22 protein-coding genes are annotated in these 26813 nt (G+C 69.1%); 9 read left to right on the top strand and 13 right to left on the bottom strand.

Annotation, left to right across the window (positions count from 1 at the left end; translation table 11 throughout):
* Positions 1 to 26 precede the first annotated feature (26 nt).
* The 4 genes from ACFCQI_RS04355 to dgcN form a co-directional block, all read right to left on the bottom strand.
* Positions 27 to 1247, bottom strand: a complete 1221-nt coding sequence (locus ACFCQI_RS04355) for a helix-turn-helix domain-containing protein (RefSeq protein ID WP_395120158.1) — start codon at positions 1245 to 1247, stop codon at positions 27 to 29.
* Between the two features lie 113 nt (positions 1248 to 1360).
* Positions 1361 to 3163, bottom strand: coding sequence for a gamma-glutamyltransferase (gene ggt, locus ACFCQI_RS04350; RefSeq protein WP_395120157.1), 1803 nt, complete (start codon positions 3161 to 3163; stop codon positions 1361 to 1363).
* 104 nt (positions 3164 to 3267) lie between these two features.
* Positions 3268 to 4254, bottom strand: coding sequence for an N-acetyl-D-Glu racemase DgcA (gene dgcA / locus ACFCQI_RS04345; RefSeq protein WP_395120156.1), 987 nt, complete (start codon positions 4252 to 4254; stop codon positions 3268 to 3270).
* Positions 4239 to 5282 (bottom strand): N-acetyltransferase DgcN, encoded by a 1044-nt coding sequence (gene dgcN / locus ACFCQI_RS04340; protein ID WP_395120155.1) that lies wholly within the window; start codon positions 5280 to 5282, stop codon positions 4239 to 4241. Before dgcN ends, dgcA begins: the two co-directional genes overlap by 16 nt.
* Before the next feature lie 205 nt (positions 5283 to 5487).
* On the opposite strand from dgcN, the gene ACFCQI_RS04335 reads away from it, so the two are divergent.
* The 8 genes from ACFCQI_RS04335 to ACFCQI_RS04300 all read left to right on the top strand — a co-directional run bounded on the left by ACFCQI_RS04335 (position 5488) and on the right by ACFCQI_RS04300 (position 15066).
* Positions 5488 to 6390: a LysR family transcriptional regulator gene (locus ACFCQI_RS04335; protein WP_395120154.1), complete on the top strand. Its 903-nt coding sequence runs from the start codon at positions 5488 to 5490 to the stop codon at positions 6388 to 6390.
* Positions 6391 to 6655: 265 nt separating this feature from the next.
* Positions 6656 to 9145: a TonB-dependent receptor plug domain-containing protein gene (locus tag ACFCQI_RS04330; RefSeq protein WP_395120153.1), complete on the top strand. Its 2490-nt coding sequence runs from the start codon at positions 6656 to 6658 to the stop codon at positions 9143 to 9145.
* Positions 9146 to 9329: 184 nt separating this feature from the next.
* Positions 9330 to 10607: an APC family permease gene (locus ACFCQI_RS04325; RefSeq protein ID WP_395120152.1), complete on the top strand. Its 1278-nt coding sequence runs from the start codon at positions 9330 to 9332 to the stop codon at positions 10605 to 10607.
* Positions 10607 to 11779: a P1 family peptidase gene (locus ACFCQI_RS04320; protein ID WP_395120151.1), complete on the top strand. Its 1173-nt coding sequence runs from the start codon at positions 10607 to 10609 to the stop codon at positions 11777 to 11779. The genes ACFCQI_RS04325 and ACFCQI_RS04320 overlap by 1 nt, the downstream gene beginning before the upstream one ends.
* Before the next feature lie 63 nt (positions 11780 to 11842).
* Positions 11843 to 12442 carry an anthranilate synthase component II gene (locus ACFCQI_RS04315; protein ID WP_395120150.1) on the top strand — a complete coding sequence of 200 codons (600 nt, stop codon included), beginning with the start codon at positions 11843 to 11845 and terminating at the stop codon, positions 12440 to 12442.
* Positions 12439 to 13488: an anthranilate phosphoribosyltransferase gene (gene trpD, locus ACFCQI_RS04310; protein ID WP_395120149.1), complete on the top strand. Its 1050-nt coding sequence runs from the start codon at positions 12439 to 12441 to the stop codon at positions 13486 to 13488. Before ACFCQI_RS04315 ends, trpD begins: the two co-directional genes overlap by 4 nt.
* A 70-nt stretch (positions 13489 to 13558) precedes the next feature.
* Positions 13559 to 14353, top strand: coding sequence for an indole-3-glycerol phosphate synthase TrpC (gene trpC / locus ACFCQI_RS04305; protein WP_395120148.1), 795 nt, complete (start codon positions 13559 to 13561; stop codon positions 14351 to 14353).
* Positions 14350 to 15066, top strand: coding sequence for an HAD family hydrolase (locus ACFCQI_RS04300; RefSeq protein WP_395120147.1), 717 nt, complete (start codon positions 14350 to 14352; stop codon positions 15064 to 15066). Before trpC ends, ACFCQI_RS04300 begins: the two co-directional genes overlap by 4 nt.
* Positions 15067 to 15220: 154 nt before the next feature.
* Here ACFCQI_RS04300 and ACFCQI_RS04295 read toward each other — a convergent pair whose 3' ends face one another.
* Both ACFCQI_RS04295 and crp read right to left on the bottom strand, forming a co-directional pair.
* Complete coding sequence (locus tag ACFCQI_RS04295) at positions 15221 to 15958, bottom strand: sulfite exporter TauE/SafE family protein (RefSeq protein ID WP_395120146.1); 738 nt, start codon at positions 15956 to 15958, stop codon at positions 15221 to 15223.
* A 94-nt stretch (positions 15959 to 16052) separates the two neighbouring features.
* Positions 16053 to 16667 (bottom strand): cAMP-activated global transcriptional regulator CRP, encoded by a 615-nt coding sequence (gene crp, locus ACFCQI_RS04290; protein ID WP_395121246.1) that lies wholly within the window; start codon positions 16665 to 16667, stop codon positions 16053 to 16055.
* A gap of 372 nt (positions 16668 to 17039) precedes the next feature.
* Between crp and speD the strand changes: the two genes are divergently transcribed.
* Positions 17040 to 17825, top strand: a complete 786-nt coding sequence (gene speD / locus ACFCQI_RS04285; RefSeq protein WP_136258246.1) for an adenosylmethionine decarboxylase — start codon at positions 17040 to 17042, stop codon at positions 17823 to 17825.
* A 211-nt stretch (positions 17826 to 18036) separates the two neighbouring features.
* Here the strand turns inward: speD and ACFCQI_RS04280 are convergent, their stop codons facing one another.
* The 7 genes from ACFCQI_RS04280 to ACFCQI_RS04250 all read right to left on the bottom strand — a co-directional run bounded on the left by ACFCQI_RS04280 (position 18037) and on the right by ACFCQI_RS04250 (position 26731).
* Positions 18037 to 18954 carry a branched-chain amino acid transaminase gene (locus tag ACFCQI_RS04280; protein ID WP_395120145.1) on the bottom strand — a complete coding sequence of 306 codons (918 nt, stop codon included), beginning with the start codon at positions 18952 to 18954 and terminating at the stop codon, positions 18037 to 18039.
* Positions 18955 to 19008: 54 nt separating this feature from the next.
* Positions 19009 to 19608 carry a DUF4124 domain-containing protein gene (locus ACFCQI_RS04275; RefSeq protein ID WP_395120144.1) on the bottom strand — a complete coding sequence of 200 codons (600 nt, stop codon included), beginning with the start codon at positions 19606 to 19608 and terminating at the stop codon, positions 19009 to 19011.
* A 130-nt stretch (positions 19609 to 19738) separates the two neighbouring features.
* Positions 19739 to 20563 (bottom strand): methylenetetrahydrofolate reductase [NAD(P)H], encoded by an 825-nt coding sequence (metF, locus tag ACFCQI_RS04270; RefSeq protein WP_395120143.1) that lies wholly within the window; start codon positions 20561 to 20563, stop codon positions 19739 to 19741.
* A gap of 76 nt (positions 20564 to 20639) precedes the next feature.
* Complete coding sequence (locus ACFCQI_RS04265) at positions 20640 to 21887, bottom strand: hypothetical protein (RefSeq protein ID WP_395120142.1); 1248 nt, start codon at positions 21885 to 21887, stop codon at positions 20640 to 20642.
* A 98-nt stretch (positions 21888 to 21985) separates the two neighbouring features.
* Entirely contained in the window at positions 21986 to 23680 is a 1695-nt protein-coding gene (locus ACFCQI_RS04260) for a thiamine pyrophosphate-binding protein (protein WP_395120141.1), read from the bottom strand.
* The gene (locus ACFCQI_RS04255) at positions 23677 to 24735 is read right to left on the bottom strand and encodes a GNAT family N-acetyltransferase (protein WP_395120140.1); all 1059 of its coding nucleotides are present in this window, start codon (positions 24733 to 24735) and stop codon (positions 23677 to 23679) included. Before ACFCQI_RS04255 ends, ACFCQI_RS04260 begins: the two co-directional genes overlap by 4 nt.
* A 295-nt stretch (positions 24736 to 25030) precedes the next feature.
* Positions 25031 to 26731: an amidohydrolase family protein gene (locus tag ACFCQI_RS04250; RefSeq protein WP_395120139.1), complete on the bottom strand. Its 1701-nt coding sequence runs from the start codon at positions 26729 to 26731 to the stop codon at positions 25031 to 25033.
* Positions 26732 to 26813: the final 82 nt, after the last annotated feature.

Here is a 26813-nt window from a genome sequence, read left to right as displayed (position 1 = left end):
CTTGGGGATGGAAGACGCGGGCCATGCTATTCAAACGACAGCGGCGCCGGGAGTAACAAGGTCGTCGCGAATCCCGGCGTAAGCGGCGTCATCCAGCGGCGCGCGCGACCGTGCCCGGAGCACTGCACGCTGCCGGCTGCCGCCAGCGTTTCGAGTGCCCGCTGCACGCTGCGCTGGCTGCGCCCCAGCGCGAGAGCCAGCGCCGAGCTGGACCACGATTCGCCGTCGCCGAGCAGGGCCAGCACCGCCGCGTGCACGGACTCGACCGGCCACGCCAGCACGCCGACCTGGTCCGCGCGATGCGCCAGCAAGGCGTAACCGTGCGGGGTGGCATGCACCTCGGCCAACCCGCTCAGCGCGCGGCGCAGGCGCCCGAGTTCCACCCGCAAGCGTGCGCGATACGACTCGTCGGCGTGCCTGGCGCGGAACGCGCGAGCGACCAGCGCGTCGCGCGGCACGTCATGCGGCCACGCCTCGGCCAGTTGCCGCATCAGCGCGAACAACACCGGACGACTGGCCAGCGGAACCGTCTTGCCACGGTGCCGCACGGCATGGCGGCAGGCATCGACGACGAAGGTTTCCGACGCCAGCAGGGCTTCGACATCGCGCAGCGGCAACAGGCGTTCCTCGCCGCCGGCCAGCCAGCGTGCGGCGGGCGCGTGCAGGGTGCGCGTGGCGGCGTCCACCTCCGCCATCAGCGCGGGGATGCCTGCGCGTTGCGCGGCGCGGGCGGCGCGAGCGAGCGCATCACGTGCCGCCGTCGCGCGCAGGCGGCGCATCGCGACGCCCGCCGCGACCAGTTCGTGCACCGCCAGCAGTGCGGGCGGAAGCGGCGTGCCGGCCGCCGCGGCCAGCGCCTGTTCGGTTTCGTCGAGACGCCCGAGCAGGAGCAGGCGGCGGATGCCGAGGTAGCGCGCGTGCGCCGCGTTGACGTGGTCGCCGTGCGCGTCGAGCGTGGCGCGCGCTGCGTCGAGGGTGGCGGTGGCACCGGCCAGCTCGCGCGAGGCCAGCGCGATCTCGGCCTCGGCCACCACGCAGCGTGCGCGCGCCGTCGCCTCGCGCGGGCCGAATGCGCGCGCCGCGCGCCGCAGCAGCAGCGTCGCGCGCGGGAAATCGCCGAGCTGGGCCATGGCCAGGCCGCGCAACGCCAGCGCCGGCGCATCCTCGCGCAGGGCGACCCGCGTCATCGCACCGAGCGGGTCGCCCGCCGCCAGCGCCTGCGCCGCGGCGGTGATCAGCGCATCCATCGCGGCGGCCTCGCTGCGACGGGTTCGGGCAGTCGCGCCACGTGTTCACTCCGGCCTTCGTGGTTCGGCTGCCTAATCTAGCGCAGGCCGCCCACCGGACGGCGTCGCGGAGGTCAGTACCCGGCAGCGAGCCCCGCGGGACGGCGCGGGTCGTTGGCGCCTTCCAGCAAGCCCGTCTTCGGATTGATCAGGATCGCCTCGACCGCGCCGCCGCTGAATTGCTTGAACGTGTAGCCCATCGCTTCCAGGGTTTTCTGCGACTCGGGCGTGAGCAGCCCCTGGCCGGCGTAGACCACGTCCGGATACCACTGCTGGTGCAGGCGTGGCGCGTTGACGGCCTGCTGCATGTTCATGCCGAAGTCGACCACGTTGATGATGCTGGCCAGCGTGGACGAGATGATGGTGGCGCTGCCGGGGCTGCCGGTGAGCATGAACGGCTTGCCGTCGCGCAGCACGATCGTCGGCGTCATCGAGCTCAGCGGACGCTTGCCCGGTTCGACCTGGTTGATCACGCCCTGCACCAGGCCGGCGCCGTTGGCCACGCCGGGCTTGGAGGTGAAGTCGTCCATCTCGTCGTTGAGGAAGAAACCGGTATGGCCGGCGATCTGCTTGTTGCCGAACAGGAAGTTGACGGTGTAGGTGACGGCGACGGCATTGCCGTCCTTGTCGACCACCGAGTAATGCGTGGTGTGATTGCCTTCGGGGGCGCCGAGGCTGCCCTTGACCTCGGAGGACGGCGTAGCCCGGTCCGGCTGGATCGTGGCGCGAAGCCTGGCCACGTGTTCGGCCGAGAGCAGCTCGTCGATCGGGTTGTGCACGAAGGCCGGGTCGCCGAGGTAGGTGTTGCGGTCGGCAAAGGCGCGGCGTTCGGCCTCGACGATGTAGTGCACGCTGTTGACCGAGCCGTAACCCCACCTGGCCAGCGGGTAGGGTTCGATGATCTGCAGGATCAGGCACAGCGTGGTGCCGCCCGAACTCGGCGGGGGCGCCGAGACGACGGCGTAGCCGCGGTACTTGCACTGGATCGGTTTTTCCCACTGCGCGGTGTAATTGGCGAAATCGCGCATCGACAGGATGCCGCCGTTGGCGTCGCTGGCCTTGACCACGGCCTCGGCGATCGGGCCCTTGTAGAACGCGTCGATGCCCTTGTCGGCGATCATTTCCAGGGTGTTGGCCAGATCCTTCTGCACCAGTCGTTCGCCCACCTTGAAGGGCTTGCCGTGGTTGAGGAAGATCGCCGCCACGTTGGCGTGCCTGGCGAAATCCCCGGTGTGCGGTTCGAGGCTGTCGACGTCGCCCTGCTTGAGGATGTAACCCTCGCGCGCCAGCTTGATGGCCGGCGCGATGACCTGCTTGAGCGACATCGTGCCGTAGGCCTTCAGCGCGGTGTCGAAACCCATCACCGTGCCCGGCACGCCCACGCCGAGATAGCTGTCCGTGCTGCGCCCCTCGACCACGTTGCCGTCGGCGTCCTGGAACATGGTCGGCGTGGCTTTCAGCGGCGCTTTCTCGCGGAAGTTGAGGAACAGATTGCGACCATCCTTGAGGTGGATGGTCATGAACCCGCCGCCGCCGATGTTGCCGCAGCACGGGTGCACCACGGCTTCGGCAAAACCCACCGCCACGGCGGCGTCCACCGCATTGCCGCCACGCTTGAGGATGTCCACGCCCACCAGCGTGGCCAGGTGCTGCGCGCTGACCACCATGGCGTGTTTGGCGGTGACCGGTTTGGCCTTCTCCAGCGCCATGCGGGTGATGACCGGCTCGCGGCCGGTCGAATCGGGATTGACCTCCTGCGCCCACGCCAGCGCGCTGCACGCGGTCAGCGCCAGCGCCAGCGCGGCTTGCCGCCAGCGCGCGGCGCGCGCGCGGTGCGCCTGGCGGACATCGGCGCGCGCGGTGTTGCGATCGGACATGGGTTCACCCTCCACGATTGTCGGATCGAGCATAGTCGCCGGCGTGCGCCAGCCACCAATGAAAAGACGGTCAGCTGGCATAACCGGCGGTTGTGGCGGGGCGCTCAGCCACCCCAGAAGCCGGACAAGGGCGGCAGCAGCGAGCCGCCGTGCAGTTGCACGCCGTCCGGGTGGTCGTGCTGCAGCCAGAACGGCCCGTCCAGGTCGACGAAGGCCGCCTCGCGCGCCAGTTCCAGCGCCGGCGCGATGCCCAGCGACGAGCACACCATGCAGCCGACCATCACCTTGAAACCTTCGCGGCGCGCGGCGCGCAGCAGGTGCCATGCCTCGGTCAGGCCGCCGGTCTTGTCGAGCTTGATGTTGATCGCCTGGTAGCGCCCGCGCATGCGCGGCAGGTCGCGCGTCTCGTGGCAGGCCTCGTCCGCGCAGATCGGGATGCTGCCGGAAAAACCCAGCAGCGCGTCGTCGGCGTCGGCCGGCAGCGGCTGCTCCAGCAGGTCGACGCCGGCGCGCGCCAGCGGCTGCTGCATGTCGCGCAGCAACTCGATGGTCCAGCTCTCGTTGGGGTCGACGATGAGCCGGTCATGCGGCGCGGCGCGGCGCACGGCGTCGATTCGTGCGGCCGGGTCGTCGGCGTCGACCTTGATCTTGATCAGCCCGGTGCCGGCGATGCGCGCGGCGGCCGCGCCCATGCGTTCGGGCGTGTCGATGCCGATGGTCAGCGCGGTCACCAGCGCGGCGCGTTGCGGCCGCGCCAGGCGCAGCCAGACCGGCACGCCGCTCAGTTGCGATTCGAGGTCCCACAGCGCCGCGTCCAGGGCGTTGCGCGCGGCGCCGGCCGGCAACCGTGCCTGCAGTTCGTCGCGGCCCATGCCGGCGACCAGTTGCGGGCGCAGTTGCTCCATCTGCTCGATCACCGACGCGGCGGATTCCCCGTAGCGCGCGTAGGGCACCGCTTCGCCGCGCCCGCACTTGTCGCCCTGGCGCATGGCGACGGTGACCACGTCGGCGTTGTGCTTGACCCCGCGCGAGATGCGGAACGGCGCGGCGAGCGGGAAACGGCGCTCCTCGATGATCAGTTGGCGCAGCATGCGAGCAGGTTGTCCACGATCGCTTCGACGCCCATCGTCACCGGGTCCTGGCAAGGCAGTTCGAGCAATCCGCTGATGCGGCGGCAGGCGGTCGCGGCGTCGGCGGCGGAGAGGTTGGAGGTGTTCACCGCCACGCCCACCGCCTTCACCGCCGGATTGGTCAGCTGCGCGGCAACCAGGTTGGCCTGCAGGCAGCGCTTGAGTTCCGGCAGCGGGTAGTCGGGCAGGCCGCGCATGTGCTGCCGGGTGGGCTCGTGGCACAGCACCAGCGCGTCGGCTTGCGATCCGTGCAGCAGGCCCAGCGACACGCCGGCGTAGGAGGGATGGAACAGCGAGCCCTGGCCTTCGATCAGGTCCCAGCCGCCGTCGAGGCGTGCCGGCGAAATCTTCTCGGCGGCGCCGGAGATGAAGTCGGCGACCACCGCGTCGATCGGGATGCCGGAGCCGGCAACCAGGATGCCGGTCTGTCCGGTGGCGCGGAAGTCGGCGGCGAGTCCGCGTCGGCGCATGGAGCGCTCGATCGCCAGCGTGGTGTACATCTTGCCGACCGAGCAATCCGTGCCCACGGTGAGCAGGCGTCGGCCGGCGCGCGGGCGGCCGTTGCCGACCGGCAGGCCTGGCATCGGGTCGCGCGCATCGAACAGTTCGCGGCCGTGGCGTCGCGCCGCGGCGACGATGTCCGGGTTGTCGCGCAGCTTCTGGTGCAGCCCCGCGGCCACGTGCAGGCCGGCCTCCAGCGCGGCGATGGCATCGGCCACGATGTGCGAGGACATCACGCCGCCGGCATTGGCCGCGCCGATCACCATGGTGTTGGCGCCGGCCTTGCGCGCTTCGCCGACGCTCATCTCCGGCAGGCCCAGTGTCGGCTTGCAGTCGCCGCGCCGCAGCTGGCCCACGCACCAGTCCGGGCGCCAGTAGGCCAGGCCCCGGGCGGTCTTGATCGCCAGGTCGTCGGCGGCGCTGCCGAGGTACAGCAGGTAGGGCGGGCCCCAGTGACCGGGCTCGGCGGCGTTGCTTGGATCGGACATGGTGCGCGTACTCCCGCGGGCATCCGGTAGCCCGTCACGACACGGCGTCGAGCATAGTGATCGGCCACGGCGCGGCACCAATGAAAAGACCGACACCTGGCATAACTGCGGGTTGTGGAAACCGGTCGACGGGAGTTGCCCGGCGGCACCGGCTGTGCTGCACTTCGAAGACAGCGCCGCCGCGGCCACAGGGTGAACTCTCGACATGCGTCTTCGCTACATCGAACTGTTCCATGCCGTGATGACCACCAACAGCCTCACCGGCGCGGCGAATCTGTTGAACATTTCGCAGCCGGCGGCGAGCAAGGCGCTGCAGCAGGCGGAGCACCAGCTCGGGTTCACCCTGTTCCATCGCGTGCGCGGGCGGCTGCATCCCACCGAGCAGGCGCTGCTGCTGCGTCCGCGCGTGGAGAAAATCATCCGCGACCTGCACGACCTGCAACGGCTCACCGCGAATTTCGCGCGGCCCGAGAGCGAACCGCTGCGGGTGACCTGCACGCCCACCCTGGCGCAGTCGCTGGTGCCGGACGCGACCACCTTGCTGCGCAAGGCCTGGCCCGCCGCGACCGCGGAGCTGTCCACGCGGCACTCGGCCGAGATGTGCGAGTCGCTGACCCTGCGCGAAACCGACATCGGCCTCACCCTGCAGGACGCCAGCCACCCCGAGTTGCGCCAGGAGCCGCTGTGCCAGGGCCGCGTGATGGTGATCGCGCCGCCGGGCCGCTGGTCGCCCGCGGAACTGGCGCAGCCGCTGCCGGTGACGGCGCTGGCCGGCGAGCCGATGATCGGCATCGCCGTGCAGGACGCGCTGGGCAGCCTGCTGCAAAGCCACCTGATGCATGTCGACCCGCCGCCGCAGATCTCGGTGTGGGTGCAGACCTATCAACTCGCCTGCGCACTGGTGGCACAAGGCGCCGGGCTGGCGCTGGTCGACCCCTTCACCGCCTCCCAGGGCGACGGCGACGTGGTGCAGACGCGGCCGTTGGCGCTGGAGCTGGACGTGGTGCTGTACGCGGTGTACCGGCTGGACAGCCAGCTGAATCCCTTGCAGGAACACTTCATCGAACTGGTGCGCCAGCTCGCGCGGCAGACGCTTGCGCCGGGCTGATCGCGCCCACGCTCACGGGCATCTACAACTTTCGGTTATGCCAGGTGCCGGTCTTTTCATTGGTGGCTGGCGGCGGCTTGTGACTATGCTCGACCAGACGTTGCGGAGCGTGCCTTCGGGCCCGGCCTGAATACGCTTGTTCTCGGGGACATCGCCAACGCCTTGCCGGTGCGGAGACGCCCGGATACATCGCTTGACTGAAGTGGACCAAGCAATCGCCGGGGGCAGGGCGGTTCCGGTGCAATCCTAACGTTGGGGGTCTCTGATGAACGAGCGTTTCGGTCGAATCATTCCCAAGCTGTTGTCCGTATCGGTGGCGCTGGTGCTGGCGGGCACCGCTGCCGCGCAGGAAACCGCGTCGGCACCCGCCGCGCCGGCGGACGCGGCATCATCGAGCCAGCAAAAGCAAAAGAAGGATGCCGTCAACCTGTCGCAGGTGATCGTGACCGGCACGCGCACCAGCGACCGCACGCAATCCAGTTCGCTGGTGCCGGTGGACGTGATCCCCGCGCAGGTGCTGAACGACTCCGGCGCGGTGAGCCTGGGCAACGCGCTCGACCTCGCCGTACCCTCGCTGAATTTCCCGCTGGCCTCGATGTCCGACACGTTCGCCTTCGTGCGGCCGTTCCAGATGCGCGGCCTCAACAGCGACCAGGTGCTGATCCTGGTCGACGGCAAGCGCTGGCACTCGAGCGCGCTGATGCTCACCCTGGGCCAGGTCGGCCAGGGCTCGCAGGGCGTCAACATCAACACCATCCCGGTCGGCGCCATCGACCACATCGAGGTGCTGCGCGACGGCGCCTCGGCGCAGTACGGCTCCGACGCGCTGGCCGGCGTCATCAACATCATCCTGAAAAAGGGCGGCGAGGGCGGCGAGGTGCAGGGCGACTACGGCAAGTACTCGGCCGGTGATGGTGCGAGTTCGCGGCTGCAGAGCAGCCTCGGCTTCGCGCTGGGCGACAAGGGCTGGATGCGGCTTTCCGCGCAGGTCGGCAAGCAGGACCCGACCAACCGCGCCGGGCTGGACAACCGCCCCGGCTTCACCGAGCTGGGCCGCAAGTACCACGTCGGCATCCCCAATTCCAACAACTACAACACCTTCCTCAACTGGCAGTACGACTTCACGCCGAAGGTGCATCTGTACGGCTACGGCCACTACGGCCGGCTGATGGCCGAGCCGATGGCGTTCTACCGCTACGGCACCAACGCGCCGGAGCCGAAGAACGACCTGATGCAGTACCTGTTCCCGGACGGCGACGGCTTCAACCCGGTCGAGCATGGCGTGTCGCGCGACAAGTCCTTCGTGATGGGCGTGCGCGGCGAGACGGAGTCGGGCTGGGACTGGGACACCGCGGCCACCTGGGGCGCCAACCGCGTGTCCTACGGCACCTTCAACACGGTGAACTTCGCCTTCTGGAACGACTTCGGCTACACCCCGACCGACATCCACGACGGCACCCTGACCGCCTCGCAGGCCACCCTCGATTTCTCGATGGGCAAGTCGCTCAACGACTACTGGCACCTGGGCTTCGGCGCGCAGTACCTGCACCAGGGCTACAAGATCGTGGCCGGCGACCTCGCCTCGTACTACGTGGGCACCTCGGGCGTCACCGGCGGCGCGCAGGGTTTTGCCGGCTGGGGCCCGGAGGACGCCAGCAACAGCACGCGGCATTCGGTGGCCGAGTACGCGCAACTGGAAGGCAACATCACCGACCGGCTGAGTACCTCGATCGCGGCGCGCCACGAGGACTACTCCGACTTCGGCACCAACCTCTCCTACGCGTTGTCCGGCCGCTACGACTTCGACCACGGCTTTGCCTTGCGCGGCACCTATTCCACCGGCTTCCGCGCGCCGGGCCTGGGCCAGCAGCACGCCTCGGTGACCACCTCGGTGTCCTACCCCGCCGGCAACTCGCTGGGCTTGCCCGAGGGCATCTACCTGCGCGGCCTGGTGCCGCCGGACAACAAGACCGCGCAGCTGCTGGGCAGCGAGCCGCTGAAGCCGGAGACCACCCGCAGCATCACCGTCGGCGCGGTGTGGGCGCCCACGCGCGCCTTCACCACCACGGTGGACCTGTACGACATCCGGCTGAAAAACCGCATCCTGATGTCAAGCTCGATGTCGCTGGTGACCCAGTCGGTCAAGGACTACCTGGCCGCCAACGGCGTGGTCAATTCCGAGTACGTGGCGCTGGCCTACTTCACCAACGCGGCCGAGATGCGCATCAAGGGCATCGGCGTGGTCACCAACTACATCAAGGAGCTTGCCGACGGTGGCTCGTTCCAGACCACGGTCAACTGGTCGTACCACAAGAACAAGGTGACCAAGGTGCTGCCCAACCCCGCGGTGCTCGACGCGCTGGGCAATGTCGGTTTCCAGCGCATCACGCGCAGCCAGGCCAAGGGCCTGCTGGCCGACCAGATGCCGCGCTCCAAGTTCATCTGGACCAACACCTGGAAGACCGGCCACTGGGGCTTCACCGGCACCGCGGTGCGTTACGGCGGGGTCACCGAGTACAGCTCGACCAGCTACATCTACGACGATGTCTACCCGTCCCGGTGGATCTTCAATCTCGCTGCCAACTACTACCACGATCGCTGGACCTTCACCCTTGGCTCAGACAACGTGTTCGACACCTATCCGCAGAAGGCACCGGACGGCAGCAACTTCCACGGCATCTTCCCGTATCCGAGCAGCTCGCCGTTCGGTGCCCAGGGTGCCTACGTGTACGGCAAGGTCGCCTATCGCTGGTGACCTGTCGCGGTGGCAGCGGTGCCTGGTTCGGTTTTGAATGGCGCCGGGTGCCGGGAATCTCCGAGCATCAAACAAGCGCTATCCGATCCTGTCCCTGGTGGGAGTCTTCTTGAGTCAATTGCCGATATCGCCGGCGTCCGTTGTACCCGTCGGGCCGCAAGCAGCCGCGACCCATCAGCCGCACATGCTGCGCGCGGTCGGGCGCTGGCAACTGGTCGGGCTGTCGGTCAACGACGTGATCGGCAGCGGCATCTACCTGCTGCCGGCGGCGGCTGCCGCGCTGCTGGGGCCGGCCAGCCTGTGGGCGGTGCTGCTGGCGGGCATCGCGGTGAGCCTGCTGGTGCTGTGCTATGCGCAGGCCGCCAGCTACTTCGACCAGGCCGGCGGCAGCTATCTCTATGCGCGCGAGGCGTTCGGGCGCTTCGCCGGATTCGAGGTGGGCTGGATGCTGCTGCTGACCCGCATCGCCAGCGCCGCGGCGCTGAGCAACGGCCTGGCCGATGCGGTCACGCATTTCTGGCCGGCGGCGGGCAACGGCAATGTGCGCGTGCTGATCGTGGTCGGCTCGCTGGCGGCGCTGACCGGCATCAACGTGATCGGCGTGCGTGCCGCAGCCCGCACCGGGGTGACCCTGGCGATCGCCAAGTTCCTGCCGCTGGCGATGTTCGTGCTGATCGGCGCGTTCTTCGTCGACCTGGGCCAGGCCTCGCCGCTGGCGGTGGACTCGATCCCGATGGACGACCTGGCCAAGGGCGCCCTCTTGTTGCTGTTCGCCTATGCCGGGTTCGAGAACATGCCCGCGGCAGCCGCCGAATATCGCAACCCGCAGCGCGACGTGCCGTTCGCGATGCTGACCATGATCGCGATCGTCACCGCGACCTACGTGGCGGTGCAGTGGGTGGCGCTGGGTACGCTGCCGGGGCTGGCCGCGTCCAGCACGCCGCTCGCCGATGCCTCGGCGCGCTTCGGCGGCATGTGGCTGGCGCTGGTGCTGACCGTCGGCGCGGCCGTTTCCATTCTCGGCACCAACAGCAACACGATCATGTTCGGCCCGCGCTACCTGCTCGCCCTCGCCGACGACGGCGTGGGTCCGGCCGCGCTCACGCGCATCCATCCGCGCTTCCGCACGCCGGCGGTGGCCATCGTCACGGTGGGCGTGCTGTCGGTGATCCTGGCGCTGTCCGGCTCGTTCGTGCAGCTGGCGCTGCTCTCCGTGGTGGCGCGGCTGTTCGGCTATCTCGCCACGGCGGTCGCGGTGCTGGTGCTGCGCAGGCGCCACGGCCAGCGCGAGGGCGCCATGCGGCTGCCCGGCGGGCCGCTGATCCCGCTCGCCGCGACGGCGTTGTCGCTGGGCCTGCTGGCCAGCGCCGGCGTTGCCAACCTGGTCGCCGCCGCCATCGCGCTGCTGATCGGCGCGCTGATCTACCGCTTCTGGCGACGGCCACGGCGCGAGGCGGGCTGATGGGTCGCCGTGCCATCGCGATGGCACTCGGCTTGCTGGCCTGCCTGCCGGCATTCGGTCAGCAGCGCGACCTGCGTGACTACGGCGTCGCCATCGGCGTGCTGCCGCCCGGCGCCCTGAACGCCATCACCGACGTGCCCGGCGTCGAAGTGGGCCAGAAGACGCTGATCCGTGGCGACGACGTGCGCACCGGCGTCACCGCGATCCTGCCGCACGCGGGCAACCTCTTCCAGCACAAGGTGCCGGCGGCGGTGTACGTGGGCAACGGTTTCGGCAAGCTCGCCGGCAGCACCCAGATCGACGAACTCGGCGACCTCGAAACGCCGATCGTGCTGACCAACACGCTGAGCGTGCCGGTGGCCGCTGCGGCGCTGATCGAGCACGCGCTCGCCAACCCCGAAAATCGCGAGGTGCTGTCGGTCAATCCGGTGGTGGGGGAAACCAACGACGGCTATCTCAACGACATCCGCGGTCGCCACGTCGCCGTGCGCGACGTGCTGCAGGCGATCGCATCGGCAAGCGGCGGCAAGGTCGCGCAGGGCAACGTCGGCGCCGGCACCGGCACCGTCGCGTTCGGCTTCAAGGGCGGCATCGGCACCTCCTCGCGCAAGCTGCCTGACCGTCTGGGCGGCTATACCGTCGGCGTGCTGGTGCAGACCAACTTCGGTGGCACCCTGACCGTGGCCGGCGTCCCGGTCGGCAAGCTGCTGCACAAGTATTACCTCAGCGACGAATTGAACGACTCGCCCGACGGCTCGTGCATGATCGTGGTGGCCACCGACGCCCCGCTGGATGCGCGCAACCTGAAACGGCTGGCGAAACGCGCGATCCTCGGCCTCGCCCGCAGCGGCGGCATCGCCTCCAACGGCAGCGGCGACTACGTGATCGCCTTCTCCACCTACGCGGCGAACCGCGTGCCGTACGCCGCCGAACAGTCCGTGCGCCAGGTTGCCGTGCTGCGCAACGACGCCATGTCGCCGCTGTTCATGGCCGCCATCGAGGCGACCGAAGAAGCCATCATCAACTCCCTGTTCCACGCCGGCGACATGCGCGGCTGGCAAGGCCACCAGGTGCAGGCACTCCCCGTCGATCGGGTGCTGCGCCTGCTGCGGGAGCACGGCTATCCGCTCTCGCACCCCGCTCCGGCGCCGACCGACGCGCATCCGCGCTGACCGGCCGCGGTTGTCCCGCTATCATGGGCGTCTCTGGGTATGTCCGCGGCGGCAGAGCACACCATGCTCCTGATGATCGACAACTACGACAGCTTCACCTTCAACCTCGTGCAGTACCTGGGCGAGCTGGGCCAGGAGGTGAGGGTGGTGCGCAACGATGCGCTCACCGTGGCCGGCATCCGCGCGCTGAAGCCCTCGCACATCATGATTTCCCCGGGGCCGGGCACGCCGGACGATGCGGGCGTGTCGCTGGACGTGCTGCGCGAGCTGGCCGGGGAGATCCCGGTGTTCGGGGTATGCCTGGGCCACCAGGCGATCGGCCAGGCGTTCGGCGGCAAGGTGATTCGCGCGAAGAAGATCATGCACGGCAAGACCTCGCCGATGATCCATCGCGGCCAGGGCGTGTTCGCCGGCCTGCCCAATCCGTTCGAGGCCACGCGCTACCACTCGCTGGTGGTGGAGCAGGCCTCGCTGCCGGATTGCCTGGAAGTCACCGCGTGGACGGAAAACCCGGACGGCTCGATCGACGAGATCATGGGCCTGCGCCACAGGACGCTGCCGGTGGAGGGCGTGCAGTTCCATCCCGAATCGATCCTGACCCGGCACGGCCATGACCTGCTGGCCAACTTCCTCGGCCTGCCGCGACGGAAGCTGGCGGCATGAGCGTGGTCGGCATCACGCCGCAGGAAGCCCTGCAGCGCACGATCGAGCACCGCGAGATCTTCCACGACGAGATGATCTCGCTGATGCGCCAGATCATGCGCGGCGAGGTGAGCCCGCTGATGACCGCGGCAATCATCACCGGCCTGCGCGTGAAGAAGGAAACCGTGGGCGAAATCACCGGTGCGGCGCGGGTGATGCGCGAGCTGGCCGCGCCGGTGCCGGTGACGGGCGACGATGCGCACCTGCTCGACATCGTCGGCACCGGCGGCGACGGCGCGTGCAGCTTCAACATTTCCACCGCGTCGATGTTCGTGGCCGCGGCCGCCGGCGCGCGCATCGCCAAGCATGGCGGGCGCAGCGTGTCGTCGAAGTCCGGCAGCGCCGACGTGCTGGAGGCACTGGGCGCGTCGATCGAACTGGCTCCGGCGCAGGTCGCCGCGTGCCTGGCCGAGACCGGCATCGGCTTCATGTTCGCGCCGAACCATCACCCGGCGATGAAGGTGGTGGCGCCGGTGCGGCGCGAGATGGGCGTGCGCACGCTGTTCAACATCCTCGGCCCGCTGACCAATCCGGCCGGCGCGCCGAACATCCTGATGGGCGTGTTCCACCCGGACCTGGTCGGCATCCAGATCCGCGTGCTGCAGGCGCTGGGCGCGCGCAGGGCGCTGGTGGTGTGGGGCCGCGACGGCATGGACGAGATTTCGCTGGGCGCGGCCACCATGGTCGGCGAACTGCGCGACGGCGTGGTGCGCGAGTACGAGGTGGAGCCGGAGGATTTCGGCCTGGCGATGGCCTCCAGCCGCAACCTGCGGGTGGAGGACGCCGGCGAATCGAAGGCGATGCTGCTGGGTGCGCTGCACGGCGAACCCGGCGTGCCGCACGACATCGTGTGCCTGAACGCCGGCGCGGCCTTGTATGCTGCCGACGTGGTCGAGGACATCGGCGCCGGCATCGAACGCGCCCGTGCGGCGATCGCCAGTGGCGCCGCGCATGCGAAAATGCAGGCCTTCGTGGCCGCCACGCGGCGCCTGGCGGGAGTCCCGTAAACACGGTGCGGTTACACCACGCGTCGTGGCCGACTACGATGCACCCGTCACCCCACCCGAGCGAGATGCCATGACCGACATCCTCAATCGCATCCTGGCGCGCAAGGCCGAAGAAGTCGCCGAGCGCCGCAGCAAGGTCCCGCTGGCCGAGCTGAGCGCGCGCATCGCCGACCTGCCGGACACGCGCGGCTTCGCCGCTGCCATCGAGGCGAAGATCGAGGCTGGCTTGCCCGCGGTGATCGCCGAGGTGAAGAAGGCCAGCCCCAGCAAGGGCGTGATCCGCGCCGATTTCGATCCCGCCGCGATCGCGCGCAGCTACGAGAAGGCCGGCGCGGCCTGCCTGTCGGTGCTCACCGACGCCGATTTCTTCCAGGGCAGCGAGGCGTTCCTGCAGCAGGCGCGCAAGGCCTGTTCGCTGCCGCTGCTGCGCAAGGATTTCATCATCGACCCCTACCAGGTGCACGAGGCGCGCGCGATCGGCGCCGACTGCATCCTGCTGATCGTCTCCGCGCTGGACGACGACGAGCTGCTGCCGCTGGCGCTGCTCGCCGCCGAGCTCGACCTGGACGTGCTGTGCGAAGTGCACGACGAGGACGAGATGGAGCGTGCGCTGGCGCTGCCGGTGCCGCTGATCGGCGTCAACAACCGCAACCTGCGCAATTTCGAGACCGCGCTGGAAACCTCGCTGGCGCTGCAGGAACTGATCGAATACGACCGCGTGCTGGTTGCCGAATCCGGCATCCACACGCCCGAAGACGTGGCTCGCCTGCGCGCGGGCGGCGTGCAGGCGTTCCTGGTCGGCGAGGCGTTCATGCGCGCCGAGGACCCGGGCCGCGAACTGCGACGGTTGTTCGCCAACGCATGAGCGCTCCCGTCGAACCCGCCACGGCCGCGCCGGGGGATGACGCGGTCGCCGCGCCGTGCGAGAACACGCCGCGCGTGGTGCTGTTCGACTTCGATGGGGTGCTGATCCACGGCGATTCCTTCGCCCTGTTCGTGCGCAGCCGCTATGCCGGCTCGGCATGGCGCAAGGGCGTTGCCTTGCTGGCCTCGCCGTTGTTGCTGCTGACGTGGCCGCTGTCGCGCCGCCTGCCGCTGTACCTGCTGGTGCGGATCGCCTTGCTGGGCCTGCGCGAGCCGCGATACCGGGTGGCCGCCGATGCCTTCGCTGGCGTGCTGGCGCGACGCCCGAAGCAATTCTGCCGCGAAGGACTGAGCCGGCTGCGCCGGCATCAGGCGCAAGGCGATCGGGTGATCGTGGTGACCGGCTGCGAAGAGACGCTGGCGACCGGCATCCTGCGCGAACTGGGGCTGGCCGGCGTGGAAGTGGTCGCCTCGCAACTGCGCCCCGGCTGGCTGGGCCTGCGCCCGCGCCGGCACAACGTGGGCCGGCGCAAGGTGCAGTCGCTGGCCGAGCACGGCGTCGCCGCCTGGCACGTGGCCTACGGCGATTCGATGCACGATGTGGCGATGCTCAGGCAGGCCACCGAGGCGGTGCTGGTCAACGGCACGCCGAAACTGTGCAAGAAGGTGGAGAAGGCGCTCGGCCGCACGCTGACCCGCGTGGAATGGTTCTGACCACCTCGCGCCCAACCTCGCAAGAAACCGCAGGAGTCCGCTCGCGGGCGATGCCTTTGAGCCGGGATTCGGTATTCGGTATTCGCAAGAGCATCGCGCACAGGGGGCGCTCCTGCAGATGGCGAGGTAGGGCGCAGGGCGGGCAGTGCCCGCCCTACCCCCGCAGCAGCTGCACCAGGCTGATCGCCACGATCAAGGTGCCCACCGCGGCCATCACCGCGCGTTCGGGCAGGTGGCGCACCAGCCAGGCGGCAAACGGCGCGGCCAGGACGCCGCCGGTGAGCAGGCCGAGCACGATCGGCCAGTGGCCGATGCCGACGTGCCACACCAGCGTGGCGGAGATCGACGCGGTCACCACGAACTCCGCCGCGTTGACCGAGCCGATCGTCCGGCGCACGCCACCGCCGCGGGCGATCAGCGTGCTGGTGGCCAGTGGCCCCCAGCCGCCGCCACCGATCGCGTCGAGCAGGCCGGCGAAGAAGCCAAGCACGCCCGTGTGCTGCACCCGATGCCGGCTCAGCCGCTTGCCAAACGCGCGCAACAGGACCATCGCGCCGAGAACCAGCAGGTAGGCGTTGATGAACGGGCGGATCGTCTCGCCGGGCACGCTGGCGAGGAAGGTGGCGCCGAGCACGCCGCCGATCGCCCCGGGTATCGCCAACTGCCAGAACAGCGGCCAGCGCACGTTGCCGAACCATGCGTGCGAGGCGCCGGAAGCGCAGGTGGTGGCGATCTCGGCGGTGTGCACGGTGGCGCTGGCGACCGCCGGCGGCAGCCCCAGCGCCAGCAGGATCGAATTGGATACCAGCCCGTAGGCCATGCCCAGCGCCCCGTCCACCACCTGGGCGAGCAGGCCGATGCCGACGAAGAGGAAGAACTGATCGAAATCCAAGCGCCGTCTCGCAGCCGGGGCGGGAGACCATGCTCGACTGGCGGCCGTAAAAACCCGGTTCAGGCGAACCGGTGGCGGTGCCGGCCGGGCGTGGTCAGCGGGTGCCGCGGATCACGATGGTCTTGCCGGAGACGTCGATCATGCGCTGCTCTTCGAGCTGCTTGAGCACGCGGCCGACCATCTCGCGCGAGCAGCCCACGATGCGGCTCACTTCCTGGCGCGAGATGCGGATCTGCGTGCCGTCCGGGTGGGTCATCGCGTCGGGCTCGTCGCACAGGTCGAGCAGGGTGCGCGAGATGCGGTTGGTGACGTCCATGAACGCCATGCGGCTGACCTGGCGCGAGGTGCGCAGCAGGCGATTGGTGAGTTGGGCACCGATCGCGAACAGGATATTGGGGCACTCCTCGCGCAGCGGGCCTTCCATCAGCTGGAACAGCCGCTCGTAGCTGACCTCGGCCATCTCGCACGGCGTGCGCGAGCGCACCACCGACTCGCGCTGGGCCTGCTCCACGAACAGGCCCATCTCGCCGATGAACTGGCCGCGGCTGATGTAGGCGAGGATCAATTCGCGGCCCTGCTCGTCCTCGGTGCATACCGCCAGCGAACCCTCGACCACGTAGTACAGCGTGTTGGCCGGATCGCCGGGACGGATGATCGCGGTCTTGCCCGGGTAGCGCCGGCGGTGGCAGAGCGCCAGGAAGCGCTCCATCGAGGCGGGGTCGGGGGCGAAGCCCAGTGGGGCCTGCGAGCGTTCGAAGGCCTGTTGCAACTGGTATTTCAGGTGTGGGGCCACGTCGACTCCTCAGGTCAGGCAAGGTTCTGCGGCGCTTGTCGCCTCCGCGGCAAGCGTGACCGCAATCACGTCAGCTTGTCCCGCATTATGGCAAACATGCCGATTGGCTGCAGGTTCATTTCCTGACGCGTTTGCCGCATACTTCGCGGTCTTTCGACAGCGGCAACGTCGAGAGCATGCCACCAACCAAGGGTCGCAGGCACCAGCCTGTGCTTCACACCAATCGCGGGGACCCTTGTCGCTAACCCGCCTCTACAGCCGGCCGCCATGGCCCATGGAGAGTCGCTCGTGGTCAAACCGCTTCCCCGTCTTCGCCTGCAGGGTTTCAACAACCTGACCAAGGCGCTGAGTTTCAACATCTACGACATCTGCTATGCGGTGTCCGAAGAGCAGCGCCAGCGCTACATCGAATACATCGACGAGCAGTACGACGCCGACCGCCTGACCCAGATCCTCACCGACGTGGCCGAGATCATCGGCGCGAACATCCTCAACATCGCGCGCCAGGACTACGATCCGCAGGGCGCGTCGGTGACCATCCTCATTTCCGAGGAGCCGGTGGTGGAGAAGCTCGGCCGTGATTCGATCGCCGGCGCGGTGGTGGCGCACATGGACAAGAGCCACATCACCGTCCACACCTATCCGGAGACGCATCCGCACAACGGCATCGCCACCTTCCGCGCGGACATCGACGTGGCCACCTGCGGCGTGATCTCGCCGCTGAAGGCGCTGAACTACCTGATCGACAGCTTCGAGTCGGACATCGTGGTGTGCGACTACCGCGTGCGCGGCTTCACCCGCGACGTGAAGGGCAAGAAGCACTTCATCGACCACAAGATCAATTCGGTGCAGGACTACCTGGCGCGGCACATCCGGCAGAAGTACGAGATGTTCGACGTCAACGTGTACCAGGAGAACATGTTCCACACCAAGATGCACATCAAGGACTTCGACCTGGACACCTACCTGTTCGAGTCGCACGCGGACGACCTGTCGTTCAAGGAACGCCAGCGGATCGAGTCGCTGCTCCGGCGCGAGATCGAGGAACTGTTCCACGGTCGCAACCTGATGTGAACCAAGAAAACCCGCCGGAAGGCGGGTTTTTCGTATCAGGCCCGTGCGGGAATCCCGGCCGGAAATCCCTTCTCGCTTCGGCGGGTGAAAAGGAGGCGCGCAGCGCCGGAAAGGTACTGATTCAGGCGCAAAACTCCACTGCCGTCATTCCCGCGAAAGCGGGAATGACGAGCTTAAGTCAGTGCCATACGGGCTTGAGAGCGCTTCGCCCTCAGACCTGTTCCAGCCAGCCCCACTTGTCGTGGGTGCGGCCGTCGAACAGGCCGAAGAACAGCTCCTGCAGGCGCAGCGTGACGCGACCGGCCTTGCCGGCGCCGACCTGCTTGCCGTCGACCGAGCGGATCGGGGTGATCTCGGCGGCGGTGCCGCACATCAGCACCTCGTCGGCCAGGTACAGGTACTCGCGCGGGATGTCGCGCTCGACCACCTCGATGCCGTCCTCGCGGGCCAGCGTCTTGAGCGTGTCGCGGGTGATGCCGGCAAGGATCGAGGCGCTGGCCGGCGTGGTGTGCAGCACGCCGTCGAAGACCAGGAACAGGTTCTCGCCGGCGCCTTCGCTGAGCAGGCCGCTGGAGGAGAGCGCGATGCCTTCGCCGAAGCCGAGCCGGCGCGCCTCGCGCGCGATCAGCTGGCCGGAAAGATAATTGCCGCCGGCCTTGGCGCCGGCCGGGATGGTGTTCGGGGCGAAGCGCTGCCAGCTCGACACGCAGGCGTCGATGCCGTTCTGCAGCGCTTCCGGCCCGAGGTACGGGCCCATCGGCCAGGCGGCCACGGCCATGTCGATCGGCGTTTCGGCGGACAGGCCGAAGCCGCCCAGGCCGCGATACGCCACCGGGCGCAGGTAGGACGCACCGAGCCCGTTCTTGCGGATCACCTCGCGGCAGGCGGCGGCCAGCTCCTCGAACGAGTGCGGCAGCTGCATGTCGTAGATCTTGGCCGACAGGAACAGCCGGTTCAGGTGGTCGGTGAGGCGGAAGATCGCCGCGCCGTCGGGCGTGGCGTAACTGCGGATGCCTTCGAACACCGACGAACCGTAATGCAGCGCGTGCGACATCACGTGGGTAGTGGCTTCGGCCCACGGCTTGATGTGGCCGTTCTGCCAGATCCATTCGGGGTACTGCTGCGCCATGTTCGGTTCTCCATGAAGACTGCACATGATAGCGCGTCGCTGCGGGGGCGGCGTTTACGGCGCGTTGCGCAGCCACAGGCAGCCGGCCCGGCGCACGATGTCGAAACGCCACGTGGAACCCGCGCCGTCGGCGCCGGCGGTGTGCAGCACCAGTTGATCGCGCGCGGCGGTTGCCGCCGGAGCAGGGTCGCCGGCGAGGGGCGGCCAGTTGTCCGGCAGCGCCGCGGCGGATGCCGCGGGAGCGGGCAGGTCGACCTGCAGCAGCGGTTGTTCCATCAGCGCGGTCAGCGCGCGGATGTCGGCGATCGCCGCACCGCGGCCGTAACCGTCCCACAGGATCAGCCCGCCCATGCGGACGCTGTCGCGCCGCGCGAACGCATCGATCACGCTCTGGCGCAGCTCCTCGATGTTGGCGGCACACAGCACCGGCAGCGGCCCGCTCGGCGCGGGGGTATCGGTGGGCGTCGCGGGGTTGACCGGCGTGGCGCGCAGCGCGGCGCAGGGCTGGTCGGTGAACACCGCGCCGCCGTTGGCGCCGATGCAACGATGGATCGGCGTCTGCGCCGCCGCGGGGGCGGCGCACGCAAGCAAGGCCAGGCTGAGCAGGGCGACCAGGCGCAACATCCGGTCAGCATAGCCGTCCCGCGGCGCCACGAACGACTTCCCGTTGGCGCATCACCATCGCAGTAGCCTGCTTGCGGGCGATGCTCTTGCTTGCAAATCACCGCCTCAAAGGCATCGCCCGCCAGCGGGCTCCTGCGGGAGGTTGTGCGCGGTGGTGGTTTCAGGCCAACTGCTGCAACACCGCCTGCGTGGCGCGGGCGCGGTTGAGCGTGTAGAAGTGCAGCCCCGGCGCGCCGCCGTCGAGCAGGCGACGGCACAGTTGCGCCACCACCTCGGCGCCGAGCTCACGCACCGCGTCCGCATCGTCGCCGTGGGCCTGCATGCGCTTGGCGATCCAGCGGGGGATTTCCGCGCCGCACATTTCCGAGAAGCGCCTGAGCTGGCTGTAGTTGGAGATCGGCATGATGCCCGGCACGATCGGCACGTTCACGCCAAGTTTGCGCACGTCGTCGACGAAGCGGAAGTACGCATCCGGGTTGAAGAAATACTGGGTGATCGCGCCGTTGGCGCCGGCGTCGATCTTGGCCTTGAAGTGCATGAGGTCGCGCAGCGCGTCGTCGGCCTGCGGATGCGTCTCCGGGTAGGCCGCCACCTCGATGTGGAAATGGTCGCCGCAGTGCCGGCGGATGAAGGCCACCAGTTCGGCGGCGTAGCGGAAGTCGCCCGCCGTGGCCATGCCCGAGGGCATGTCGCCGCGCAACGCCACGATGCGCCGATAGCCCGCCGCGCGGTAGCCGTCGAGCAGCGCGGCGATCTCCGCCCGGGTGCCGCCCATGCACGACAGGTGCGGCGCCACGTTGAGCCCGTGCTGCGTATGCAGCCGCGCCACCGTGTCGCCGGTGTAGCTCAGCGTGGAACCGCCGGCGCCGAAGGTGACCGAGGCGTATTCGGGCTGGTGCGCCTTCAGCGCCTGCGCCGCGCGGTCGAGCTGCGCGCGCTGGTCGTCGGTCTTGGGCGGAAAGAATTCGAAGCTGATCGACGGCATCGCAAGGGTTCCGGGGTCACGGTGCCCGGCAGTATATATCTTCGATTCGCGATGGAGCGATATATGCCGTCCGGGTTCAGTTTGCCGGCGGCTCGTTCGGCGCGGCGGCCGGCGGTACCGGCGCCTCGCTGGGGCCGTGGTGGCGTCCGGTGCGGTGGGTGGCGATGCGCCACGCGCTGGACAGGCCTGGCAGCGGATCGTCGAAACGGAACGTGTGGTAATGCGCGTGCGCCCACTGCCGCAGGATCTTCGACCACGGCTCGCGGGCCTGCCGCGACTGGCCGCGCACGGCGTTGATGTCGCGCTGCAGGTTCACGCAACCGGCGCCGACCACGTAATCCGGCGCGGCGGCATCGACCGGCAGGCCCAGCGCGTCCTGCCAGGCCATTTCGCACACGTTGACGCCGCAGCGCGCGGCGAACTCGACATAGGTCCAGGCGCGCGTGTTCACCTCGAGGATGCGGAACTGGCCGTCGCGCGCGTCGCGCTTGAACTCGGCGCTGAAGATGCCGCGGTAATCCACCTTCGCCAGCAGCGCGGTCAGGTTGGTCGCCGCCGGCTCGACCTGGGCCAGTGGGATGCTCTCGCAGTACGAGCTGTTGCCGAAGTCGGCCGGGTGGATGCGGAAGCGTCGCCGCGCGAACAGGCCGGTGAAACGTCCCTGCGCGTCGCGGAAGCCGTCCACGAAATAATGGTCGGCGGCGGTGCCGGGCACGTACTCCTGCGCCATCAGGCGGAAGCCCAGGCCGTGGAGGCGCTGCCAGGTTTCCAGCAGCTCCTCGCGGCTGTGTACCCACACGCCCTTGATGCCCAGCACGTCGCTGAACTTCTGCGAGTTGACCGGCTTGATGAAGACGCGGTCGAGCCGCTCGAACGGCATCGCCGCGATGTCCGCCGCGCTGTCGATGCGGTAGGTCGGCGGGTGCGGCATGCCGGTTTCGGCCAGCAGCGCGGCGAAGCGCGACTTGTCCTGCAGCAGTTCCTGCGTCTGCCGCGAGCAGGTACTGGTGCGGAAGCGCTGGCCCAGCTCGCTCTGCGGCAGGTCGGCCAGCCACAGTGCGGCGTCGTCGGCGCCGGCGATCAGCACCGCCTCGTCCAGCGGCAGGTCGCGCAGGTGATCCAGTGCCTGCGGACCGGGCACGCCATCCCACGCCGTCGGTCCGGGCGTGGGCCGGAACCAGCGCGAGCGCGTCACCTGGTCGCCCGCGCGGCAGGCCACGTAGGTCGGGATGCCGGCCAGTTTCAGACAACGCAGGATGCCCAACGCTGTGGGGCCGCAGCCCATCACGATCGCCGGCACGTGCCGCCCGTCCCGCTTGCCCATGGATGTTTCCCCTGATCGCCGCATGCGTGCGCTCGACGCCGCGCCTGTGCGGCCATGCTAGCACCCGCGATGGCCACCGGGCCGCCGCGCGTGGGGGTTCAACGGCGCAGGCGGCGCCACCACGTGCGCAGCCGCGAACCGCGCAGCCGGCTCTTGGCACGCAGCCAGTGCATCGGTGCGGAATCGCCCACGCGCACCTCGACCAGGGTCACGCCGGGCGCCTCGATCGCCGCGGCCAGGGTGGCCTGCGCATCGCCTTGCAGGCGTACGTGCGTCGCACCGACGGCCGCGGCCAGGGCGGCGACGTCGACGCTGTCGAACTCGGTGCCGTACGCATGGCCCGAGCCGGCCAGTTGCTGCATGCGGATCAGGCCGTAGGCGCCGTCGACAAACACGATCACGGTCAGCCGCAGCCGTTCGCGCACCGCGGTGAGCAGCTCCAGCCCGGACATCGCCAGGCCGCCGTCGCCGACCAGCGCCACCACTGGCCGCGCCGGATCGGCCAGGCAGGCGCCGATCGCGGCGCCGATGCCGAAGCCCATCGACTGCAGGTTGGTCGGCACGATCAGGCCGCGCGGGCACAGCACCGGGAAGTGGCGGCGCGCCATGCCCTGGTGCTGGCCGGAGTCGGTGAGCAGGCAGCCCTGCCGTGGCAGCGCCTGGCGCAGCGCGGCGAAGAACGCCTGCGGCTGGCCGCCGTCCACGCCGTGGATGCGCGGCTCGACCCGCCGCCGGTCGCGCTCGTCGTCGGCGCGCCGCCGCCACTGCGCGATCTCGTCGTGGCTGAAGCCGGCATGGCCAGGCTTGGTCTGCAGCCGTTGCAGGAGGGCGGCCAGGAAGGTCACCGCGTCCGCGCATATCGCGTGGCGCGCGGGATAGTTGGCGCCCAGCACGGCGGCACTGGCGTCGACGTGGATGAGTTTTTCCGGCGGCAGCCGCAGCTCGAAGCCGCGGCTGCCGTTGTGCGAGAACTTGCAGCCGATCGCCAGCACCGCGCCGCTGGCCTCGACCAGCGCGTTCAGCGTGCCGCACTCGTTGCCGGCGAACGCGAAGCCGAGCGACAGCGGGTGATCCTCGGCCACCACGCCGCGCCCCGAGGTGGTGGTGACCACCGCGGCGGACAGCGTTTCGGCCAGCTGCGTGGCCAACCCGGCCGCGGCGGCGCAGCCCTGGCCGAGCAGCAGCATGCAGCGACCGGCCTGGCGCAGCGTGGCCAGCACGGCGTCGAGTGCGGCCTCGTCGAGCGGTGGCGGCGAAGGAGGCGCGACATCTGCCAGCGGCGCCGCTTCGCGCAATGCATCGCTCGCGAACTGCACCAGCACCGGACCGGGTTCGCCGGCGCCGGCCTGTGCGTGTGCCGCGAGCAACGCGGGGGCGATCCCGGTGGCATGGTCGACGTGGTACTGGCCCTTGCTCAGCGGGCCGGCGATCGCCGCCTGGTCCAGCGCCTGCAACTGGAACTGCTGTCCGGGCGAGCGTGCCGGCTGCATGGTGAGGTGCAGCAGCGCGGCCGAATCCAGCGCCGCCTCCGCCAGCCCGGTCAGTGCCCAGGTGAAGCCCGGGCCGGGAATCGTCAGCAAGGCGGCGATCCGCCCCGAGGCGCGGTAGTAGCCGTTGGCCATCATCGCTGCCGACAACTCATGGGTGGCCACGACACTGCGCAGCGGCGCGCGGCGCAGCGCCTCGTACAGACCCGTGGTCTGCGTGCCGGGCAGGCCGAACACGCAATCGACGCCGGCGCGCGTCAGCGTGGCGCAGACCAGTTCGGCCCCGGAAACCACGGGCTCGCTCATTCGGCCATGCCGGTGGGGCGGCGCAGGGCACGGTGCACGCCGCGGCGGGCGCGCTGCGGCAGCGTGGTTGCCCAGTCGCCGAGGCGGAAGCGGATGTCGTCGGCGCGCGAGACCTCCAGGCACAGCGACAGCTCGCCGCCCATCTGCGACTTGAACGTCGTGACGGGGTTGAGTTCGGCGTCGGTCAGGTCGTTGGCGCGGTAGCCCTCGGCGGCCAGGTGTTCCAGCGCGCGCCAGCGCAGGAACGCCGATGCGCCCAGGCTCAGCAACGCAGCCTCGGCGCCGGCGCAGACGGTGTGGCTGACCGGGTGCGGCCCGGTCAGCACCAGCTGGCTGGCGGCCACGCGGCCGTCGGGCATCCGTGCGTGGTAGAGCCGGCCCAGGTTGCGTTCGCGCAGGGTTTCCACGAAGCGGCGGAACGCCTCGCGCGGCAGGTACAGCGGCGCACCCTTGCGCTCGTGGGTCTGCAGGTGCAGGTGGTGGAAGGCGTCGAAGTCGTCGTCCATGCTCAGTTGCAGGCCCTGCTCGGTGCAGCGCCCGATCAGCCGGCGATGGTTCTTGTCCACCCGCGTCCATGCGCTGGCGAGGTCGCTGATGTCGACCACATAAGTGTAGGTCGGCTGCACGCTCCAGCCGCGCGACTGGAACGTGCGCAGGTCGGTGCAGGTGGAGCGGCTCTTGAAGCGCAGCCGCCCCAGCGGCAGGCGCGCGAGCGCGTGCTCCAGCGCATCCATGGTCTGCAGCCGGCGCGAGGTGGCAGTGGCCGGGCAGCTGCAGGCATGCGGCACCAGCACCAGGCCGTTGTAGTAGAGCAGCCGCCGCGGCGACACGAAGGCGCCGCGGCGGTCGCTGCATTCGAACAGCGCGATGCCGCCCACGATGTGGTCGTCGCGCTCGGCGGCGAGCACGCGGAAGCGGCCGCCGGTGGCGGCGCACAGCGCGTCGAGATACTCGGGCAGCGAATACACGCTGCCATCGGGGGAGGCGGCGACCGCGGCGACCCAGCGCGGATAATCCGCGGGATCGAGTATGCGGGTTGTCGGTAGCGTGGCCATCGTCGCGCGTCCTTTTCGCTGGAGAGAGCGTCAGCGAGGCGCCTGTCGAGGCGCCGTTCCACCGTTGAGGGTTCCCCTGCGAACCTCCCGGCGGCTGTCTGCTCGCCCGCCGGTGCGCCATCCTAGGCCACCGCACGGCTTGCGTGCAAAGCCCTCCGGCAGCCGGCTGCGCCGCCATGCGCGTACGGTGCCAATAAGAGAGCGGCCCGAAGGCCGCTTGAAGGGTGGGGTGCAGGGAGTTGCCGAATCAGCTCTTGCCACCGAAACCCCAGTACCCGTTCCTTTCGGAATTCGGCTATCTGCCGGAGTAAGCCGGACCGCGCAATACCACTCCCGGCAGCGCGTCCGTCATCTTGCCGCCATCGATCACCGGGACCCCGTTGACCAGCACATATTGCATCCCGACCGACAGCTGGTTCGGGTCGGTGAAGGTGGCGACATCGCGGGTCGCAGCCGGGTCGAACACGACAATGTCTGCCCACATGCCCTGCTTGAGCACGCCGCGATCCGTCAGATGCACACGCTGGGCCGCCAATGCGCTGAACTTGCGGATGGCGTCCGGAAGCGTGAGCAGCTTCTGCTCACGCACGTACCTGGCGAGAATGCGCGGAAAGGTGCCGTAGGCGCGTGGATGCGGACGATCCTTGCCGAGCAGGCCATCCGGCGAGGTTCCCTCATAGTCCGTGTCGATCGAAACCCACGGCTGCTTCAGCGCCAGCTCGACATCGGACTCCTGCATGCCGAACACCACCGAACTGGTGGCGGCGTTGTCCTTGATCAGGAAGTCGCAGATCGTGTCGATCGGATCCTCGTGCCACTCCGCTGCAATCTCACTGACCCGCTTGCCGACGTACTTCTGCAACGCCTTGTTGTTGACGCTGCCGATCATGATGCCGTGCGCCCGCTCGATGGCCGCGAGCCACTCGTTGTCCCAGGCCTCGCTGGGAGTGAGCATGTCCTTGCGGATGCGCGCACGCGTGGCCGGATTCTTCAGGCGTTCGATCAGTTTCAGGTTGCCGCCGTCATGGGCCCAGGGCGGGATGAAGGCCGACAGATCGTTCTGCCAGGCGGTATAGGCGTAGGTGTCCGCCGCCACGTCGACGCCGCTGGCACGAGCCGCGTCGATGCGCGCGATCACCTGTGCCATCTTGCCCTTGAGATTGCCGGTGGCCTTGAGATGGAAAATCTCCACCGGAATATCCGCCTCGCGGCCGATCCGGAAGGTTTCGTCCAGCGCAGCCATCTCGGCATCGCCCTCGTTGCGCATGTGGGTCGCGTAAATGCCGCCATGGCGTGCGGCAACCCTCGCCAGGGCGATCAACTCGTCGGTTCCGGCGTAAGGCGCCGGCGTGTACTCCAGCGCAGTGGACAGCCCCAGCGCACCCTGCTTCATCGCGTCCGCGACCAGCGCCTGCATCTTCTTCAACTCGTCCGGCGTGGGTGCGCGATTCTCGTAGCCCATGACCATCTCGCGCACTGAAGTGGCGCCCACGTACGTGCCTACGTTGATGCCCATGCCTTGCTTTTGCAGGCGCGCGAAATATTGTTCGAACGTGCGCCAGTCCGGCGTTATCCGATAATGCGCGTACGCCGCCTGGCGTTGCCTGATCATCTCGGCGTCGAGCGGCGCCACCGATTCGCCTTCTCCGGTGATCTCGGTGGTGATGCCCTGGAAGATCTTCGACGGCACATGCGGATCGACCAGCATGGTGACTTCCGATTGACCAAGCATGTCGATGAATCCCGGCGCCACGACCAGGCCGTGGGCGTCGATCACCCGCCTGGCATGCGCGTCGGCGAGGTTGCCGATCGCGGCGATGCGACCATCCTTCACGGCGATATCGGCCGCGTACCAGGGCGAACCCGTACCGTCGATGATGTGGCCGTTGCGGATGATGGTGTCGTACTCGACGCCGGCAGCCGCAGATGGCATCGCTGTCGACAGCCCGATGGCCGCGACGATCGACATGCAGGCGGTGCGAATGAAGACGGGCATGAACCACTCCCCTCAAAGGGCCATCTGTCGGCGAGGCGTTGCCCGCCATCGGGCGGGCGACGAAAAGCCCTGGCCGACGCCA

The organism is Rhodanobacter sp. FW102-FHT14D06 (genome assembly GCF_043950705.1).
GTDB lineage: Bacteria > Pseudomonadota > Gammaproteobacteria > Xanthomonadales > Rhodanobacteraceae > Rhodanobacter.
This window is presented reverse-complemented; position numbering and strand designations above follow the sequence as displayed.